Origin of the sequence: Quatrionicoccus australiensis (assembly GCF_020510425.1) — a bacterium.
Taxonomy (GTDB): domain Bacteria; phylum Pseudomonadota; class Gammaproteobacteria; order Burkholderiales; family Rhodocyclaceae; genus Azonexus; species Azonexus australiensis_A.
In genome coordinates this window covers 353,188-367,794 of record NZ_JAHBAH010000001.1, presented here as the reverse complement: position 1 = coordinate 367,794, position 14,607 = coordinate 353,188, and the positions used below count along the sequence as shown (strand labels likewise).

The following is a 14,607-nucleotide window of genomic DNA, read 5'->3' as shown; positions in this document are numbered from 1 at the left end:
CATCCGATTTGCCGCCTCAGTGAAGCGGCTTGGTGTTACCAACGACCATCCATGAAATCGTTGTATGCTCGTTCCGCCGCATCTTCCGCAAGGCCGCGCATTTCATCTCTGTAGTCGCGTTGCATGCATTGAAGCGCTCGGCTGTACTCGCCTTGAGAAAGCAAGCCTTCGCGCAAGTCGCGCTCTATCTGCTCTTCTTCGCGTTCGTACTGCGTCATATCGTCCTCCAGTTGGTTATTCACATTGAAGGCGTCTGGCATCGAAATCCAGATAATCACGGCTTGGCATCCGTATGCGCATATTTCGCCTTCAATGTGCCGACTCCCGAAGGAATCGGCGGTAATTCACGTTTGTGTATGGCTAACTTGTTGAGCAAATGGATCGCCAGTCCAACCAGTGATTAACTGTCCGCCACCGCCTGATACACGGTCACTTAGATTTGCTACCCGGCTCGCTATGCTCGTCATCCGCTTAAATCCACTAGGAACCCGTACTCATTGGCTTGAGTGCGTTACGTGGGGCAGGGAGCTTGCCGGTTTCATTACTGTCTAATTGTCGCGGTCCTCGTTGGTCTGAGGATGGCGGGCCGTGTTGGTGGCCTAAAGAGCGGTGCTGCTTAAATCTTCACTAGCAAGGCGCTTGGCCTTGGTGGTAGAGACTCAAATCAATCCAATCTGACGCGCTTTTCTGCGCAATACATCGGGACTCGGAGGAAGGGGGCCAATGTTTGACGGATGGACATGCCCAATAACCAACTCCGCCAAGATTGCAAACTCTTCGCGCTCCTTGTTTGCTTTGCGCTCAGCTTGGATGCACGACCACTCATACGGCGAGTGCAGTCTGTACATTGTTCTGTCGCTTGCCATCTCGTTCTCCCATCTAGTTAATCGGCTTGTGCTTCTGCGCTGCTCAACGCCAGGTATTTCTTGTTTCGACTCATGCCGCGCCGGTTAAGGACACTGCCGTCTTGCCTAACTTGATTCCCGACTCGCGGGTTTTTCCTGCGGTGCGTTGTTTGCTGCGATGGGTGTAGATTAAACCCGAATTAGGGTCTTGTCAAACCCTTTTTTGGGTTTTGATGTTCGATAGGCAAAAAAAATCCCGCACTCGGCGGGATCGTCTGTGTTGCTTGCTATTTAATGGCAGTGATATACGCCAGTCCTGTGATCGTAGTGGCACCCCTTGCTATCAGTCCCGCCCGAGTGGGCAAGAACAGGGGCTGCTACCAGCACGGCAACAATGAAAGCAATCGCAGTCTTCATAAACACCTCCTTGTTAGTGAAACGTCATCATGACACTGCGTTTGCGTTTTAACAATTGTTTGTGTTGTATTACCTTAGTCTAATTGATTGTCATGGCAAAAAAAGTACAATAAAAACCCCGTCGAAACGGGGCTGGAGAGGGGAACGCACCGTCATGCATTCCTGAGTGCGTTGCTCCGCACTCGGGGCCAGCTGTTCTTTGCTCGCCGGAATATCCCCTATGTTTCTATCGCCATGTGCAGCTTAACCTTGAACAGCTCAAGGTTGGCTTTGTCATGCTTTGACAGAGCGCCGCCAGAGATAACGGTCGAGTTTCCGCCATCCCTGCGCGATAGGATGATGATCGCTCCATCTATATCCCTTTCTCTGCAAACGCTCAAGGCATTAGTCAGCGCCTCTTTGGCCGCTTCGTGATTCGATCTAGACAGGTCATAAAGCTTTACGTTAGATGCCATGCTTTCCAGTTGTTGTGTATCACGTTGCAAATATCTCACAACACAACAATGAAAAGAGGATATTTAACAAATTTGTTACTTTTTGTCGTTTGCTCTTCTGTTCTGGCTTGGAACGACTATCTTTCCGATGCTCATTGTCTTGACCGCAGATGTTGATTGGTGAGCCTCTAGAGCCTGCAAGCTGAATCCCTGTTGCAGCATCGTTGCCGGAGTTGAGCCAAGAGCATTGACGATTGCCTCCACTGTATCCAGGTTAGGTGCGGTTTCTCCGCTGATTGCTCTTTGCACCGATGACAGGCTAATCCCTGCATCTTTAGCGAGCGCCTTCGGCTTGTTTGAGCTGCTCTCATACTTGATTTCCATCATCGATTTGACGGATTCAGCAAAGATTTTCTTGTAGTCACCCTTTGACAGAGTTGGCTTTGTCCTAGTCATTCTTTCTCCATTCTTCATGGAGATACTAGGCAAAAGTTAGACCCTTTTTCGGGTTGCATAGACCCAAAAAAGGGTCTAGAATATGTCTTATGAAAATTTCCATGTACGACTTCGTTATCGACAAGCTCCATGTAAGCCGTGGTAGCTGGCCTTCTATTGCCATTTCCGCCGGCATGTCCAAGCGCACGGTAGAGAAGATTGCGCGCAAGGAAATTGAGAATCCGAGCGTCCATAACGTTCAAAAGCTTTACGACTATTTTGTCGGCGCAAAGAAGAAGCAAGCCTGATGTGTTTTTCGTTTTCATGGCAAGCATCTTCTTTTTTTTGACCTTTTAACGCACCCCTAACCGCCCCTAGTCATTAGGGGATGGAGATAACGATGCAAGCAAAGCTGTTTTACGACGACGAATACGAGGCGCTAAACCTTATGGTCAGCAACTCGCAGAAGTCCGCAAAGGAACTTGCTGTCTATCTGTTTCCGCATTTGAAGATGGATTCTGCATATGCCCGTTTGAAGTCATGCCTTAACCCTGAAAAGGACGAGCGTCTTACTTTCGGCCAGATCATCGCGGCAATGAACTTCTGCGAGTGCTACGACCCGCTTGCATACGCATGCGATGAAACGATGCACGGACGCCCGGATCGCAAAGCGCCGGAAGACGAAGAAGTGAAGATCGTTGAAGCTATGAACTCCGCTGCAGCAGTCATGCAGAAGGCAATGCGCCAGCTTGAACATCTGCAAGCACGTACCGCAAATATTCGGAGGGCAGCATGAGCTACCTACTTATTTCCGCATGCGTCGTCATTGCTGCAACTCTTATCGCAGTCGAGCTTGTATCAGATCAAGAGGATGACGAGTGATGTTCGCAGCCACTGCCCACGTTCAAGAATTGAAGCGCATCGCTACTGCCGAGAGCCATTCCAAGATGATCGGCATTCAGTTCATCCCCGCACGTTTGCGCTGCGGTGGATGCGGAAAGATGCGCACGGCTGTCACTGGCAAGCAATACGCATCTGGCCTGTTCCTGGGCGATTGCTGCAAGCCGAAGAAGGCTAAGTAAATGAATCTGTCTAGCCAAGGACAAAAAAATGCCCACGTTGGCGACCTTGCAGGGTCCGTGGGCAGTAACTACCTGGAGCAAATTATGCAACAAAAATTAGTCGAGGTCAATCATGGCCGGTGACTGGATAAAGATGCGCGTGAATTTAGTCACGAACCCAAAAGTAATCGCCCTATCTGAGCAAATAAGTTACTCAGGCGAATATCAGGACTGGTCTGGTATGCATGGCTTTATTCCATCGATTGGAGGAACAAAGCAAGACTTTGACGATGGGGTTATGCAAGCGTTACGCGTAACGCGTTACGTTGTCGTTACTGCGCTGTTACGTTTTTGGGGTTACGCAAACGAACACGCTAAAGATGATTTCATCAAATCTCTGCGCATTTCTGACGTTGACGAAATAGTCGGAGTGCCTGGATTTGGTCGTGCACTAGAGTCTGTTGAGTGGGCAGAATACGACGAAGAGTTGCGTGGTCTGCGTATTCCAAACTTCAGCGAATACAACACCTCAGGCCATGAGCGCAGCGCAGAAGCCAAGACAGCCGCGCAAAGACAGAAGGAATACAGGGATCGCAAGAAGTCAGAATCCGCCGTGCAAAACGTTGTTAAAACAAGTGACGTAACGAGTGAAGTAACGCGTAACCGCAGAGAAGAGAAGAGAAGAGAAGAAGTAAACCAAGATTCGGACAAGCCGACTCGGAAGAAATCAACTCCTATCCCTGCCGACTTCTATCCAAACGAAAACGGTGTCGCGTATGCCGAAGAGAAGCGCGTAATCCTTGCGGTTGAACTTGAGTCTTTCCGCAACTGGCATCTTGCAAAAGGTGGAACGTTCAAAGACTGGCAGGCTTGCTGGAGGACATGGTGCGATAAGGCCGTCGAATTTGGACGCGCCGGAAAGGCTCCTGCTGCTTCTGAATCTGGACAGCCTTCACTTCCAGAATTCATGCGAGGTGCGCTATGACTGGCGGCGATTTCTTCTCAGCGCTCTACAAACGCGGCGTCGACCTCCCGGTCCGCATATTTTTCGGTGGAACTCATCCGAACGTTTATCGCCCGCATGCTCTGAGCTTCTGCAATCTGACGCTTGACGAGGACGAGGAAATCCACGCTGAGAAGTTTTCTCTGCTGGAAGGCTTTGACGTATCAATTGTTACCGACCGCCTTGACGACAAGACACGCGAACTGACAAAAGCAATTGCCGCCTGCCGGCCTAAGCATCTGGTCGTGTGTGCTACCGACAAGCTGCTGTCATGGGCGCCGCATAGGGGTTGGAAATGAACCTTATCGACCCTAACATCGACCTGTCGCAATTCACTGAGCCGGAAAACGTCAATCGCGTTCGCTCTGCTGATCGCTTCAAGAAGCGCACGCTCGACATCCTGACGCACAAAAACCAAGCCGTTGGCACTCCGCTTCCTTGGGCAAAGACAAGCGACATCATCGAGCTTCGACCCGGTGAACTTTCAATCTGGACTGGCTACAAAGGCCACGGAAAAAGTCAATTCTTGTCGCAGATCATGCTTGGCTGCATGCGCAAGAATCAGCGCGTCTTGATTGTCTCTCCCGAGTTCAAGCCGGAAGAGGTTCTGGCCCGCAAGTGCCGTCAAGAATCTGGATCTAGCAGCCCTCCGGTTGGCTTCGTTGATTCGTGGTTTGAGTACGCAAAGTCTCGTCTTTGGCTGTTCGACCATCAGGGCGCATTGCAGTCTGAAAACGTGGTTGCGCTGTGCCGGTATGCCGCCGCAACGCTGGAAATCAACCACATTGTCATTGATAGCTTGATGAAGTGCGGCATTGGCGTAGGCGCTGACGACTACACGAAGCAAAAACATTTCGTGGATAAGTTGCAGAACGTCGCCCACCAATCCGGCCCGCACATTCACCTTGTTGCGCACGCCCGCAAGGGATCGTCTGACGATCAGCCTGCCGGACTGCACGACGTAAAGGGAACTAGCGAAATCGGAGACATGGCCGAAAACGTTTTCTCTGTGTGGCGCAACAAGCCGAAGCACAAGGCTATGAGCACTGGCGACCAATCGAAATACAACGAACCTGATGCTCTGTTGATTTGCGAGTCGCAGCGCAACGGCTCCGGATGGAATGGATCGCTGCAATTTTGGTTCGATCCGAAATCCGGCCAATACCTTGAATCAATCAACGATCACGCCCGCTGCTATGAGCCTGCCGGCGCATCCGTTGAAGTAGTGGAGTTTTGACATGGCAACCGTAACCGTTACCAAGCAATTCAAAGAAGATTTCGACCTGTGGGCAGCTAATGCTCTTGAGTGCGGAGAATTCACCAAAGAAGACATGTCCGAGTTCAAAGAGATGCTTCGCAATGACTTTAAGCCGGGTTCTGATCAACTCCGCGAAGGCTACAAGGCAATCACTGCGGCTGGTGTAACTGTTCCTGCTGCGATTGATAACTACGAGGATCGCATCAAGGTCTGGTCATCGTTCTTCGCTGCCGCTGCAAACAACCTGCGCAACGTCCGCAAGCTTAATTTGAAGGTGGCCGCATGAACCACATCAGCAAGCACATAGACGAGCTAATCGCAGGATGGCGCGCAAAGGATCGTGAGCTATTCCAAGAGAGCGCAGCCATTCGCCAGTTTGACGGAAACCAATCACGCGACGAAGCAGAGCAGGGCGCATACGCAGAGATTCGCGCCAAGGTAGATGCGGATAAGAAGGAGATGAAGTGATGGGCGCGATTGAGATTCTTTCTGTTGATGAGGTCTGCGGCTCGTTCTTCGCGCCTGCATCCAGCGATATGGTTGATACGCTGGTTGGTCAATACAAGCAGGCCCGCAAGCGCATCAAGGAAGTTGCTGAATTCTCTGATGGCGAAGTGTGCAAGGCCGTTCTTGGATATTTCCTCGAAGGCAATGCAACCGAAGACCGTGGCCGCATTTCCATGAGCACATCGGCTTCGCAGTTGTTCCAAGAGGATGGCGCTGTTGCTTCGATGAACTCCGCTTACTGGTCAAAGGCTCTTGCGCTGACTGATGTTTATGACGCGATGCCTCAGGATCGCCGCAACCAGTGGAATGCACAAATCCGTAACCCGAAAGGCGTCAAGAAGCATCGGGACGCCAAGGAATGGGAAACGCCGCCACTTCCAGATTTCGAGGAAGAAACCGTTCGCGCCACGTTGCAAGGGCTGTTGACTAGCCGTGCAATGTTCCTGGCCGAGCGTGTTGATGGAATCTTCCGCGCCTTGTCCGGTGAGCATGTAACCAATTCGCCGGCTGCATTTGGCAAGAGAATGATCATCGCAAGGCTGATCACTTACTACAGCACGCTAGACTATGATCGAGTTGGCTACATCAATGATCTGCGCTGCGTGATTGCCAAGTTCATGGGGCGCGATGAGCCGCGCTGGAATAGCACTTCGAGCGTAGTTGACCGTGCTCGCCGTGAGATGCGCGGCCAATGGGTAACTCTTGACGGCGGCGCAATTCGTCTGCGTGCGTACAAGTGCGGAACCGCTCACCTTGAAGTGCATCCCGATATGGCGTGGCGCTTGAATAGCATTCTTGCTCACATGCACCCGATGGCTATCCCTGCCGAGTTCCGCGCCAAGCCGAAGAAGCAGCCAAAGGATTTCGTAATGATGGGCAGACCGCTTCCGTTTGCAGTTATCGAGCAGCTAGAAGGGCTTAAGCAGGCTCAAAACCTTGTCGAAAACACTGGTCCTGATGCTTGGCGAAACAAATACCGCCGCGTTGATATTCCCAATGCTATGCAAGCGGATCACAGGGTTAGCGACGAGGCAGAAAAGGTTATTGCATATATCGGCGGGGTGAAAAAGCAGAACGACAGAGGCGGCTTCTACTTTGAGTTCGATTACAACCCGCGCGAAGTTATTGCAGAAATCATCTGTTCTGGTTGCTTGCCTGACCAAAAGGCGCACCAGTTCTATCCGACTCCCGCAAATGTTGCCGAGGCGGCGATTGAGTTGGCGATGGAAGGCGCTGCGCCCGGAATGAATTGGCTGGAGCCAAGCGCTGGCATTGGTGGCCTTGCCGACTTAATGCCGAAAGATGAAACAACCTGCATCGAGATTAGCGCCCTGCATTGCAAGGTACTTGAGGCGAAGGGCCATAGCGTTGTGCATGGCGACTTCCTGAAAATCGCCCCGCAGACAAAGCCGTATCAGCGCATCGTGATGAATCCTCCGTACAGCGAAGGACGTTGGCAGGCTCATATCGAGCACGCAGCAAGCATGCTTTCCAATGGCGGGCGACTTGTTGCAATCCTTCCTGCATCTGCCAAAGGCAAAGACGTATTGCCTGGAATGTCCTGCGAGTGGTCAAAGGTGTTCGCCAATGAGTTCGCCGGTACATCTGTTTCGGTTGTGATCCTGGTTGCGGATAAGGCGGTGCAGAAATGAGGCTTGTTATTTTGGAAAGCCCGTATGCAGGAGATGTTCAATCAAACATTGAATATGCGCGCCTGTGCCTTCGAGATAGTTTGATGCGTGGAGAGGCTCCAATTGCATCGCACTTGCTTTATACGCAGCCTGGAGTTCTGGACGATGAGAAGCCAGATGAAAGAATGCATGGAATAAATGCTGGGTTGGCTTGGAAGTCGGTCGCTGATGCAAGCGTTGTATATACAGACCTGGGAATAACTTCTGGCATGGAGTACGGAATAAAAGCAGCACAACAGGCTGGAATAAATATTGAGTTCAGGAGCATTAAATGACCTGCTCAACCTGCGCCAACTCACTCCCTACAAATGCCTATCCCCTAATAGCGTGCATCTTATGGGATCGCACGTATCAACAACCTAGCGAAACTTGCGTGCGGTGGGTGAAGAAGTGACGAAGCAAGAATTGATTGCAGAAATGCGCGACTTATCAGAGCGAATGCTTGATGTCGCCGTGAAGCTTGACTACTTCGGCGGCTTTGAAGGAGAGGCATCGCAACATGCCGCAGAGCTTGCCGGCGCGTCTGGCGTGGTGCTCACCTGGGCCGATGGAATGGAGGCCGAATCATGACCGACTTCAAACCAATCGTTATCAAGCTGGTAGGAAAGCCGCAAGTTGATCGCTTGAAGCAGATCGCTGAAAACCTTCCGGTCGGACAAGAGCTTGAATGCGTCTTCCGGAAGGAGCAGAAGGTTCGCGGCATGGATGCCAATGCTCGCATGTGGGTTGGACCGCTCAAGGATATTGCAGAACAAGCATGGGTCAATGGCAGGCAATTCTCTGCCGAGGTATGGCATGAACATTTCAAGCGCCAATACCTTCCGGAAGATAACGATCCGGAGATTCATCTGCTGGCAAAGGAAGGCTATCGCAAGTGGGATTTTGATCCTGCCGGCAATCGCGTCCTGATTGGCTCGACAACGCAGCTTCTCAAGCGCGGATTCGCACTCTACCTGCAACAAGTGGAGGCTGACGGCGCACAGATGGGCGTGATGTTCCATGAAGCACCGCAAAGGATAGCAGCATGAGCTTCGGCCTAACAGACAAAGCGCTCTTGATCTGCCATGAGCACTACAACGACTTCCGGCCAAAGACCAACGGTTGCGGAAAGTGCCCGATCCACAAGGAATGCACTAGCCCGGTTGGCGCTGGTCAGGCTGCTCTTGATGATTGGCGCAAGAAGGTGAATCAAGCTGCGGAGAACGTCGAATTATGACCGCGCAACTACTCGACTTCCCGCTCAACTCTTCAATGATCGACATCCCGTCAGCCCTGCGCGAACTCGCCGAACAGATTGAGCGCGGAGATCATGGCGAAGCATTCAATCTTATGTGGGTAATCGACACCGGGAATAGCGAAATGTCGCTTGGTCTGATGGGCAAGTCACCGCAGCCCGGACTGTTGGCTTACTACATGGCCGGCTCTGTGCAGAAGAAATTGCTTACTGGGATAGGTGAAGTATGAAAGCGATTGCTAAAACAATCATTTTCCTTGTTGCTGTGTCAGCAATACCGCTATGGATTGTCTATGGCGCATATGAAGGCATTGTTGAGCTGAAAGATAGGGCGCTCGACGCGTTTTCTGAAATAGACGCCGAATTTAACAGGAAAAAGTGATGCCGCGTTGTCGCTACTGCTCAAACATTTACAAGCCGGCACGCACTATGCAGCCAGGTCGCGTCTGCAACTCCGTTGAGTGCCTGTTCAAGCATGCAAACAAGATTATGGAGCAGAAGCTTAATCAACGCGCCAAGGCTGAGCGCATTGCTGCTGCCGAGGATCGCAAGACGGTAAAGATCAAGCTTGACAAACTCAAAACCGCAAGAGACTGGACCAATGAGGCCCAAATTGCATTCAATAAATATGTCCGTGAGCGCGACAGCAATCGACCCTGTATTAGTTGCGGATCTTCGCTCAATGGAGGCTATGTTGGCGGCGCGTTTGACTGCGGTCATTACAGAAGCGTTGGTAGCGCACCCCATCTTAGGTTCCATGATCATAACGCTCACGGGCAGTGCAAAAAATGCAACCGATACCTATCAGGAAACGCCGCAGATTACCGTGTCGGCCTGATTGCGCGAATTGGGATTGAAAGTCTTGAGTCTATCGAGGCAGATCAGACACCACGCAAATACACCATCGAAGAACTGAAAGCCATCAAGGCAACCTATATCGCCAAACTCAAGGAGCTACGCAAGTGACCACAGAATCCGATCCCACTGGCCGCAGCGCCAACCAACCAGGCGCAAAGCTAGACGCCGGGAAAATCTACGCTGGCATCCTTGATGACTTCGCACTTGCCCTGATGGCGGTTGCCGAGGTTGGCACGTTTGGGGCCAACAAATACACGCGGGGCGGATGGCAGTCTGTGCCGAATGGCGATGTTCGATACCGGGATGCAATGTGGCGGCATCTACTCAAGGAGCGCCATGAGGAATTCGACGCTGATTCTGGTCTGCGCCACGTAGCACACCGTGCATGGAATGCACTGGCAGAGCTTGAGCTTCGCCTCCGCCAGCAACAGGAGGCCGCATGATTACTCCCGCAACCAGCATGCAAATTCCACGCCGCATCGCTCAAGCAACGCGACTCGCAATCTCTCCGCTGATTATCTCGCTGGAGTTCATTGGCGACTTTTTGCGCACATGGAGTCAAGTCTATGGAGGCGACAAATGAAGCGAGGAAGAAAGCAAACGGTAGGACTCAAAGTCATGCAGAGCGTAAAGTTTAATTCGACCGTCGCTGATATTGTTCAATCAACCGGAGCAAAGCCAAACACGGTTAGAGCAGTATTGCGCAGAGCAGCAACAAAAGGAGAGATTCACATTCAGCGATTCTACAAAGGTCATTCAGGCCGAGCTATGAAAGTTATTCCTCACGATGAAGGCGTTGAATCTAGGCTGAATGGATTGATATTGGGATTTTATGGGAAGGTTACAAAATGAAGAAATCAATACTCGGCTTTGAGAAAAAACATATTCCAGGAAATGAATTATTTTCTGCATGCATTGGAATGCAAGCATCTATAAAAAGCAATGAGCTTGCAAAGGATGCTCAAGAAACACAGGAAAAGCATAGATCAAGGTTTGTTTGGCTAGATGGAGATGAGCCATTTATTCCAAATCAGACATTTTCTTTGGATAGGTGACAAAATGAGCCTAACCCAAAAACAGGAAAACTTCTGCCTTGCTTACATTGAAACAGGAAATGCATCTGAGGCTTATCGTCGCGCTTATAACGCCGAGAACATGAAGGAATCATCAATTAATGTGAATGCAAGCAAATTGCTCGCTGACGCTAACATCGCGCTAAGGATTGCCGAGTTGCGCGAACCTGTTGTGGTTAAGGCACAGATAACCCTAGAGCAGCATTTGAACGACTTAAAGCGATTGCGTGATCTTGCCGAGGCATCTGAAAAGTTTGGCCCTGCTGTTCAGGCTGAAATGGCTAGAGGAAAAGCGTCTGGACTATATGTCGATAAGACAGAGCTAACCGGCAAGGATGGTAAGCCAATCGAGGTTATCAATCCGACTCTTGAGATTGTGCTTAGCAAGTGAGATTAGAGCTTCATCCAAAGCAGTCTTTGGCATTCCAAAGCGATGCAACAGAAATCCTATATGGTGGTGCTGCTGGAGGTGGAAAATCGCACCTGATGCGATGCTGCGCCATTGCATGGGCTGTTGATATACCGGGAATACAAATATACCTATTCCGCCGCACCTATCCTGATTTGTGGAAGAACCACATGGAAGGTCCGAGCAGCTTTCCTTCGATGCTTGGCGAGTGGATTTCAAGCGGGTTCGTTAAGTTGAACCTTGGTGATAGTCAGGTAATTTTCGGCAACGGGTCGAAGATTCACCTTTGCCACTGCCAGAATGAAAAAGATGTGTTCAAGTATCAGGGGGCTGAAATCCACGCACTTTTGATTGACGAACTAACGCACTTTAGCGAGACAATTTACCGATTCCTGCGCGGTCGTTGCCGTCTTGGCGCTTTCTCTAAGTCGATTCCTGACAAGTGGGCAGGACAATTCCCGAGAATAATGGCAGGCGCTAATCCTGGCGGAATTGGTCATCACTTCGTCAAGGCAACATTCATTGATGGCGTTGTGCCGCTGGTTAAGCGCAAGATGGACAAGCGAGATGGCGGCATGGTTCGCCAGTACATTCCGGCACGCTTAGACGACAATCCAACGATGGACGAAGGATATGCGGACAAACTATCTGGCCTTGGCAATGAGGCGCTTGTTCGTGCGATGCTTGATGGCGACTGGGAGATTGTAGCCGGCGCATACTTCACGGAATTTAGCCGTGATAAGCACGTGGTAAAGCCATTTACTATTCCGATGCACTGGACGAGATACCGTGCGTTTGACTGGGGAAGTGCAAAGCCGTTTGCTTGCTACTGGATAGCTGTATCTGATGGAAGCATCGCGAAATATCAACATGGTGCGCTGATTGTCTATCGCGAATACTACGGAATGAAGGATGGCGAGCCGAACAAAGGGCTGAAACTCCCATCGGACAGAGTTGCGCAGGAAATCAAGAAGCGCGACGGTAAGGAAACCACGGAATCAGGCGGCTTCGGCGTGGCTGACCCTGCGATATTCGCAGAGGATGGAGGTCCATCTATTGCTGAGACAATGCGCAAAGAAGGTGTCCGCTGGCGTTCTGCTGACAATAAGCGGAAGGCTGGATGGGAGCAGGTTAGAATCCGATTGAATGGCGATGATGACGATACGCCGCTGCTGTACGTGTTTGAAACCTGCGTTCATCTAATCCGGACGCTTCCGGCATTGCAGCATGACGACCACGACCCGGAAGACGTTGATAGTGATCAGGAAGACCACGGACCTGACGCATTGCGTTATGGCTGCATGGCAAGGCCAATCATTAGAGAAGGATCGAAGGCTGATAAACGGCCAAAGGTTGGCACATTCGCCCATCTCCTAGAGATAACCGACGAGAAGAAGCCGCCTAGCAAGTACCGATCATTGCGCTAATTTCTCACGTTCAGCACTCCGGCATATATAGGTGAAAACTTATTGTTGGAGTGTTAAAAATGCTGCGCCATGCGACTTACAAGAGGAACGAGAAGGACTTTGCAACCAAGGTAGTTGAGGATGATTCAACGGGGTTGGTTACGCTTTACGTTGATGATAAAGCGGCCGTTACTTCGGATGTTGATGAACTCACCGGGGTGCTTAGTTTTTCGGGCGCTGGCGGAGAACTCGATGTCGCCGGCCGAAACGCATGGGACGAATACCGCACGCTGCTGCGGCTCGATCAAGCATCCGGCACGCCGAAAGACTACAGCGGACAGGGAAATGACGGCTTTTTGCGCCCAAGCTACGCGGAAGGTAGTGCATGGGCTAATTCTGGCTATCTGACGACTGCGGCAAGCACTGACGCTTACGCGATGATCCCCGGCACTGTCGCGTCGATTGATTTCACCAAGCGCAACTGCATCTTGTCGATGGTTATCAACATGGCGGCTCCGGCAAGTGAAATATTTTCGCTTTTCACGTTTGGCAACACGACGGCAAAAGGCTTTTATTTTGGCGCCACTGCGGCCGGTAAGCTTAAGCTGACGCTTTGTTTTGATGATGGCACGACTGCAAACTTCGGGGTTACGAACGGGACGTTCTGCGACTCTTCGGATCACACGCTTGGGCTAGTCATTGACCGAGTCACTGGCAATGTGTGGCTTTTCAAGGATGGGGTGATCGACACCGTTGCTTACGGTATTGCGACAAAGCCGATGACGATGAGCTCTGCGTATCGGGTTGGCCTCGGTGGTCCGTGCAACAACGTCGATACCGGGATTTCTGGTTATGCAACCAAGCTGAAAGGCCTGCACCTGATCGCCCCGCGTGCATTGCCTCTTAATGTCGCGCACATTATGCGACGTTTGCACGATAGCCCGCTCGACCCGTTGCGCAACAATGAAATCGTTTTCCGCCGCGAAGACGATCTGCGTCTGCTTGCTGTTGCCGGTCAATCCAACGAGTCAGGCTCAGGCGTCAAGGCGTCCGCAGTTGCTGTATTTGGCCCACCGCAGGCCGATGCTGTCGCACCGAGCGGCGCTGCCGGGAAACGGAGCATGTGGCCGCGACTTATCGAAACAATGGGCCGTCGTGGTCACTGGATGCACGTCTATAACGACGCGCACGGCGGTAGCAGCATTGTTGATGGCTGGGTCGGCCGTATTCGAAACTGGGCATCCGGCGACGAGTACGTGAACGGCAGCTACGCCCTGTCGGACGGAAAGCTGTGGCGCGCCAATCTCAGCACCGGCACACTTGCATCTGCTGCGCCTACCGGAACGGCAGACATGACTACCGCTGATGGTATCGCTTGGGTTTATCTCGGGGCACCGACTGTACAAGATGTCGTCGGTGTGTGCGGACGCAATCACCCGCGTTTCGACCCGCTCGGCTACTGCGCTCATCTCGCAATCGGGCTGGGATGGAACTACGCTCACAAGTGGGGTTTGATTCAGTTCGGGCAAACCGATAGCTCGCCGACCGTCGGCGTTTCCAGAGCAAACTACAAAACCGCTCACATCGAACTGGCTAAATACATGCTGGAACATGGCGCGGAAAAAGTCATGCTTGGCTTGTCGATTTACACATCGGTTGGTGGCCGAGATGCGATCTACACCGGGACGCTCCGCCCGGCTATTGCTGATGCAATTTTAGAGGCAGCCGATTCCCGCATCGTTGCCGGGGCCGATCTTCGAGAGGCCGTTGGTGTTCTCAGCACATCAGCCGTGTCAGGAGTTCCTGGCCTGCAATCTGACCAGTACCACGGCAACGATGCGTGCTATCGCGCAATGACCGACGCTTGGGCAGATCGAATGATCGCGCTCGGCTGGTAAATTCTCATCCTCTCTGCACAAGGCTCACTTCGGTGGGCCTTTTTATTTATCACCTTGGATTGACTGGAAATATAACGC

General features: G+C 51.6%; 26 protein-coding genes. 22 read left to right on the top strand and 4 right to left on the bottom strand.

Translation table 11 applies throughout. The annotated features are described in order from the left end of the window. Positions 1-35: 35 nt before the first annotated feature. The 4 genes from KIG99_RS01925 to KIG99_RS01910 form a co-directional block, all read right to left on the bottom strand. Entirely contained in the window at positions 36-278 is a 243-nt protein-coding gene (locus tag KIG99_RS01925) for a hypothetical protein (protein WP_226458544.1), read from the bottom strand. Positions 279-1,136: 858 nt separating this feature from the next. Next, a complete protein-coding gene (locus tag KIG99_RS20735) occupies positions 1,137-1,262 on the bottom strand; it encodes a YHYH domain-containing protein (RefSeq protein WP_226458543.1) in 126 nt (41 codons plus the stop codon). A gap of 218 nt (positions 1,263-1,480) precedes the next feature. Continuing rightward, the gene (locus tag KIG99_RS01915) at positions 1,481-1,717 is read right to left on the bottom strand and encodes a hypothetical protein (RefSeq protein WP_226458542.1); all 237 of its coding nucleotides are present in this window, start codon (positions 1,715-1,717) and stop codon (positions 1,481-1,483) included. A gap of 75 nt (positions 1,718-1,792) precedes the next feature. Then, positions 1,793-2,152: a helix-turn-helix domain-containing protein gene (locus KIG99_RS01910; protein ID WP_226458540.1), complete on the bottom strand. Its 360-nt coding sequence runs from the start codon at positions 2,150-2,152 to the stop codon at positions 1,793-1,795. Positions 2,153-2,253: 101 nt separating this feature from the next. Between KIG99_RS01910 and KIG99_RS01905 the strand changes: the two genes are divergently transcribed. The 22 genes from KIG99_RS01905 (at position 2,254) to KIG99_RS01800 (ending at position 14,529) form a co-directional block, all read left to right on the top strand. Beyond that, the gene (locus KIG99_RS01905) at positions 2,254-2,439 is read left to right on the top strand and encodes a hypothetical protein (protein WP_226458539.1); all 186 of its coding nucleotides are present in this window, start codon (positions 2,254-2,256) and stop codon (positions 2,437-2,439) included. A 92-nt stretch (positions 2,440-2,531) separates the two neighbouring features. Continuing rightward, on the top strand, positions 2,532-2,927 hold the full coding sequence (locus KIG99_RS01900) for a hypothetical protein (protein WP_226458538.1): 396 nt from the start codon (positions 2,532-2,534) through the stop codon (positions 2,925-2,927). 85 nt (positions 2,928-3,012) lie between these two features. After that, positions 3,013-3,213 carry a hypothetical protein gene (locus KIG99_RS01895; RefSeq protein ID WP_226458536.1) on the top strand — a complete coding sequence of 67 codons (201 nt, stop codon included), beginning with the start codon at positions 3,013-3,015 and terminating at the stop codon, positions 3,211-3,213. Positions 3,214-3,325: 112 nt separating this feature from the next. After that, positions 3,326-4,177 carry a hypothetical protein gene (locus KIG99_RS01890; RefSeq protein WP_226458535.1) on the top strand — a complete coding sequence of 284 codons (852 nt, stop codon included), beginning with the start codon at positions 3,326-3,328 and terminating at the stop codon, positions 4,175-4,177. Then, the gene (locus tag KIG99_RS01885; RefSeq protein WP_226458534.1) at positions 4,174-4,494 is read left to right on the top strand and encodes a hypothetical protein; all 321 of its coding nucleotides are present in this window, start codon (positions 4,174-4,176) and stop codon (positions 4,492-4,494) included. Before KIG99_RS01890 ends, KIG99_RS01885 begins: the two co-directional genes overlap by 4 nt. Beyond that, a complete protein-coding gene (locus KIG99_RS01880; RefSeq protein WP_226458533.1) occupies positions 4,491-5,432 on the top strand; it encodes an AAA family ATPase in 942 nt (313 codons plus the stop codon). The genes KIG99_RS01885 and KIG99_RS01880 overlap by 4 nt, the downstream gene beginning before the upstream one ends. A gap of 1 nt (position 5,433) precedes the next feature. Further along, positions 5,434-5,739 (top strand): hypothetical protein, encoded by a 306-nt coding sequence (locus KIG99_RS01875; protein ID WP_226458532.1) that lies wholly within the window; start codon positions 5,434-5,436, stop codon positions 5,737-5,739. Then, a complete protein-coding gene (locus tag KIG99_RS01870) occupies positions 5,736-5,921 on the top strand; it encodes a hypothetical protein (RefSeq protein WP_226458531.1) in 186 nt (61 codons plus the stop codon). Before KIG99_RS01875 ends, KIG99_RS01870 begins: the two co-directional genes overlap by 4 nt. Beyond that, positions 5,921-7,612 (top strand): class I SAM-dependent methyltransferase, encoded by a 1,692-nt coding sequence (locus KIG99_RS01865; RefSeq protein WP_226458530.1) that lies wholly within the window; start codon positions 5,921-5,923, stop codon positions 7,610-7,612. Before KIG99_RS01870 ends, KIG99_RS01865 begins: the two co-directional genes overlap by 1 nt. Further along, positions 7,609-7,926: a DUF7768 domain-containing protein gene (locus KIG99_RS01860; RefSeq protein ID WP_226458529.1), complete on the top strand. Its 318-nt coding sequence runs from the start codon at positions 7,609-7,611 to the stop codon at positions 7,924-7,926. The genes KIG99_RS01865 and KIG99_RS01860 overlap by 4 nt, the downstream gene beginning before the upstream one ends. Before the next feature lie 115 nt (positions 7,927-8,041). After that, the gene (locus KIG99_RS01855) at positions 8,042-8,221 is read left to right on the top strand and encodes a hypothetical protein (RefSeq protein WP_226458528.1); all 180 of its coding nucleotides are present in this window, start codon (positions 8,042-8,044) and stop codon (positions 8,219-8,221) included. Beyond that, positions 8,218-8,679, top strand: coding sequence for a recombination protein NinB (locus KIG99_RS01850; RefSeq protein ID WP_226458527.1), 462 nt, complete (start codon positions 8,218-8,220; stop codon positions 8,677-8,679). The genes KIG99_RS01855 and KIG99_RS01850 overlap by 4 nt, the downstream gene beginning before the upstream one ends. After that, positions 8,676-8,867, top strand: a complete 192-nt coding sequence (locus KIG99_RS01845) for a hypothetical protein (protein ID WP_226458526.1) — start codon at positions 8,676-8,678, stop codon at positions 8,865-8,867. Before KIG99_RS01850 ends, KIG99_RS01845 begins: the two co-directional genes overlap by 4 nt. After that, the gene (locus KIG99_RS01840) at positions 8,864-9,115 is read left to right on the top strand and encodes a hypothetical protein (protein WP_226458525.1); all 252 of its coding nucleotides are present in this window, start codon (positions 8,864-8,866) and stop codon (positions 9,113-9,115) included. Before KIG99_RS01845 ends, KIG99_RS01840 begins: the two co-directional genes overlap by 4 nt. After that, positions 9,112-9,267: a hypothetical protein gene (locus tag KIG99_RS01835; RefSeq protein WP_226458524.1), complete on the top strand. Its 156-nt coding sequence runs from the start codon at positions 9,112-9,114 to the stop codon at positions 9,265-9,267. Before KIG99_RS01840 ends, KIG99_RS01835 begins: the two co-directional genes overlap by 4 nt. After that, positions 9,267-9,851 (top strand): recombination protein NinG, encoded by a 585-nt coding sequence (locus tag KIG99_RS01830; protein ID WP_226458523.1) that lies wholly within the window; start codon positions 9,267-9,269, stop codon positions 9,849-9,851. The genes KIG99_RS01835 and KIG99_RS01830 overlap by 1 nt, the downstream gene beginning before the upstream one ends. Continuing rightward, on the top strand, positions 9,848-10,186 hold the full coding sequence (locus KIG99_RS01825; RefSeq protein ID WP_226458522.1) for a dATP/dGTP diphosphohydrolase domain-containing protein: 339 nt from the start codon (positions 9,848-9,850) through the stop codon (positions 10,184-10,186). The genes KIG99_RS01830 and KIG99_RS01825 overlap by 4 nt, the downstream gene beginning before the upstream one ends. After that, positions 10,183-10,326: a hypothetical protein gene (locus tag KIG99_RS01820; protein ID WP_226458521.1), complete on the top strand. Its 144-nt coding sequence runs from the start codon at positions 10,183-10,185 to the stop codon at positions 10,324-10,326. Before KIG99_RS01825 ends, KIG99_RS01820 begins: the two co-directional genes overlap by 4 nt. Before the next feature lie 265 nt (positions 10,327-10,591). Beyond that, positions 10,592-10,798, top strand: coding sequence for a hypothetical protein (locus tag KIG99_RS01815; protein ID WP_226458520.1), 207 nt, complete (start codon positions 10,592-10,594; stop codon positions 10,796-10,798). A gap of 4 nt (positions 10,799-10,802) precedes the next feature. Then, complete coding sequence (locus KIG99_RS01810; RefSeq protein WP_226458519.1) at positions 10,803-11,207, top strand: terminase small subunit; 405 nt, start codon at positions 10,803-10,805, stop codon at positions 11,205-11,207. Positions 11,208-11,233: 26 nt separating this feature from the next. Then, a complete protein-coding gene (locus tag KIG99_RS01805; protein ID WP_226458518.1) occupies positions 11,234-12,652 on the top strand; it encodes a terminase large subunit domain-containing protein in 1,419 nt (472 codons plus the stop codon). Between the two features lie 59 nt (positions 12,653-12,711). Next, on the top strand, positions 12,712-14,529 hold the full coding sequence (locus tag KIG99_RS01800) for a hypothetical protein (RefSeq protein ID WP_226458517.1): 1,818 nt from the start codon (positions 12,712-12,714) through the stop codon (positions 14,527-14,529). Positions 14,530-14,607: the final 78 nt, after the last annotated feature.

Bases quoted from the DNA above. Each gene is read 5' to 3' on its own strand.
- KIG99_RS20735 (WP_226458543.1), bottom strand. From the start codon at position 1,262: ATGAAGACTGCGATTGCTTTCATTGTTGCCGTGCTGGTAGCAGCCCCT.
- KIG99_RS01915 (WP_226458542.1), bottom strand. From the start codon at position 1,717: ATGGCATCTAACGTAAAGCTTTATGACCTGTCTAGATCGAATCACGAA.
- KIG99_RS01910 (WP_226458540.1), bottom strand. From the start codon at position 2,152: ATGACTAGGACAAAGCCAACTCTGTCAAAGGGTGACTACAAGAAAATC.
- KIG99_RS01905 (WP_226458539.1), top strand. From the start codon at position 2,254: ATGTACGACTTCGTTATCGACAAGCTCCATGTAAGCCGTGGTAGCTGG.
- KIG99_RS01900 (WP_226458538.1), top strand. From the start codon at position 2,532: ATGCAAGCAAAGCTGTTTTACGACGACGAATACGAGGCGCTAAACCTT.
- KIG99_RS01895 (WP_226458536.1), top strand. From the start codon at position 3,013: ATGTTCGCAGCCACTGCCCACGTTCAAGAATTGAAGCGCATCGCTACT.
- KIG99_RS01890 (WP_226458535.1), top strand. From the start codon at position 3,326: ATGGCCGGTGACTGGATAAAGATGCGCGTGAATTTAGTCACGAACCCA.
- KIG99_RS01885 (WP_226458534.1), top strand. From the start codon at position 4,174: ATGACTGGCGGCGATTTCTTCTCAGCGCTCTACAAACGCGGCGTCGAC.
- KIG99_RS01880 (WP_226458533.1), top strand. From the start codon at position 4,491: ATGAACCTTATCGACCCTAACATCGACCTGTCGCAATTCACTGAGCCG.
- KIG99_RS01875 (WP_226458532.1), top strand. From the start codon at position 5,434: ATGGCAACCGTAACCGTTACCAAGCAATTCAAAGAAGATTTCGACCTG.
- KIG99_RS01870 (WP_226458531.1), top strand. From the start codon at position 5,736: ATGAACCACATCAGCAAGCACATAGACGAGCTAATCGCAGGATGGCGC.
- KIG99_RS01865 (WP_226458530.1), top strand. From the start codon at position 5,921: ATGGGCGCGATTGAGATTCTTTCTGTTGATGAGGTCTGCGGCTCGTTC.
- KIG99_RS01860 (WP_226458529.1), top strand. From the start codon at position 7,609: ATGAGGCTTGTTATTTTGGAAAGCCCGTATGCAGGAGATGTTCAATCA.
- KIG99_RS01850 (WP_226458527.1), top strand. From the start codon at position 8,218: ATGACCGACTTCAAACCAATCGTTATCAAGCTGGTAGGAAAGCCGCAA.
- KIG99_RS01845 (WP_226458526.1), top strand. From the start codon at position 8,676: ATGAGCTTCGGCCTAACAGACAAAGCGCTCTTGATCTGCCATGAGCAC.
- KIG99_RS01840 (WP_226458525.1), top strand. From the start codon at position 8,864: ATGACCGCGCAACTACTCGACTTCCCGCTCAACTCTTCAATGATCGAC.
- KIG99_RS01835 (WP_226458524.1), top strand. From the start codon at position 9,112: ATGAAAGCGATTGCTAAAACAATCATTTTCCTTGTTGCTGTGTCAGCA.
- KIG99_RS01830 (WP_226458523.1), top strand. From the start codon at position 9,267: ATGCCGCGTTGTCGCTACTGCTCAAACATTTACAAGCCGGCACGCACT.
- KIG99_RS01820 (WP_226458521.1), top strand. From the start codon at position 10,183: ATGATTACTCCCGCAACCAGCATGCAAATTCCACGCCGCATCGCTCAA.
- KIG99_RS01815 (WP_226458520.1), top strand. From the start codon at position 10,592: ATGAAGAAATCAATACTCGGCTTTGAGAAAAAACATATTCCAGGAAAT.
- KIG99_RS01810 (WP_226458519.1), top strand. From the start codon at position 10,803: ATGAGCCTAACCCAAAAACAGGAAAACTTCTGCCTTGCTTACATTGAA.
- KIG99_RS01800 (WP_226458517.1), top strand. From the start codon at position 12,712: ATGCTGCGCCATGCGACTTACAAGAGGAACGAGAAGGACTTTGCAACC.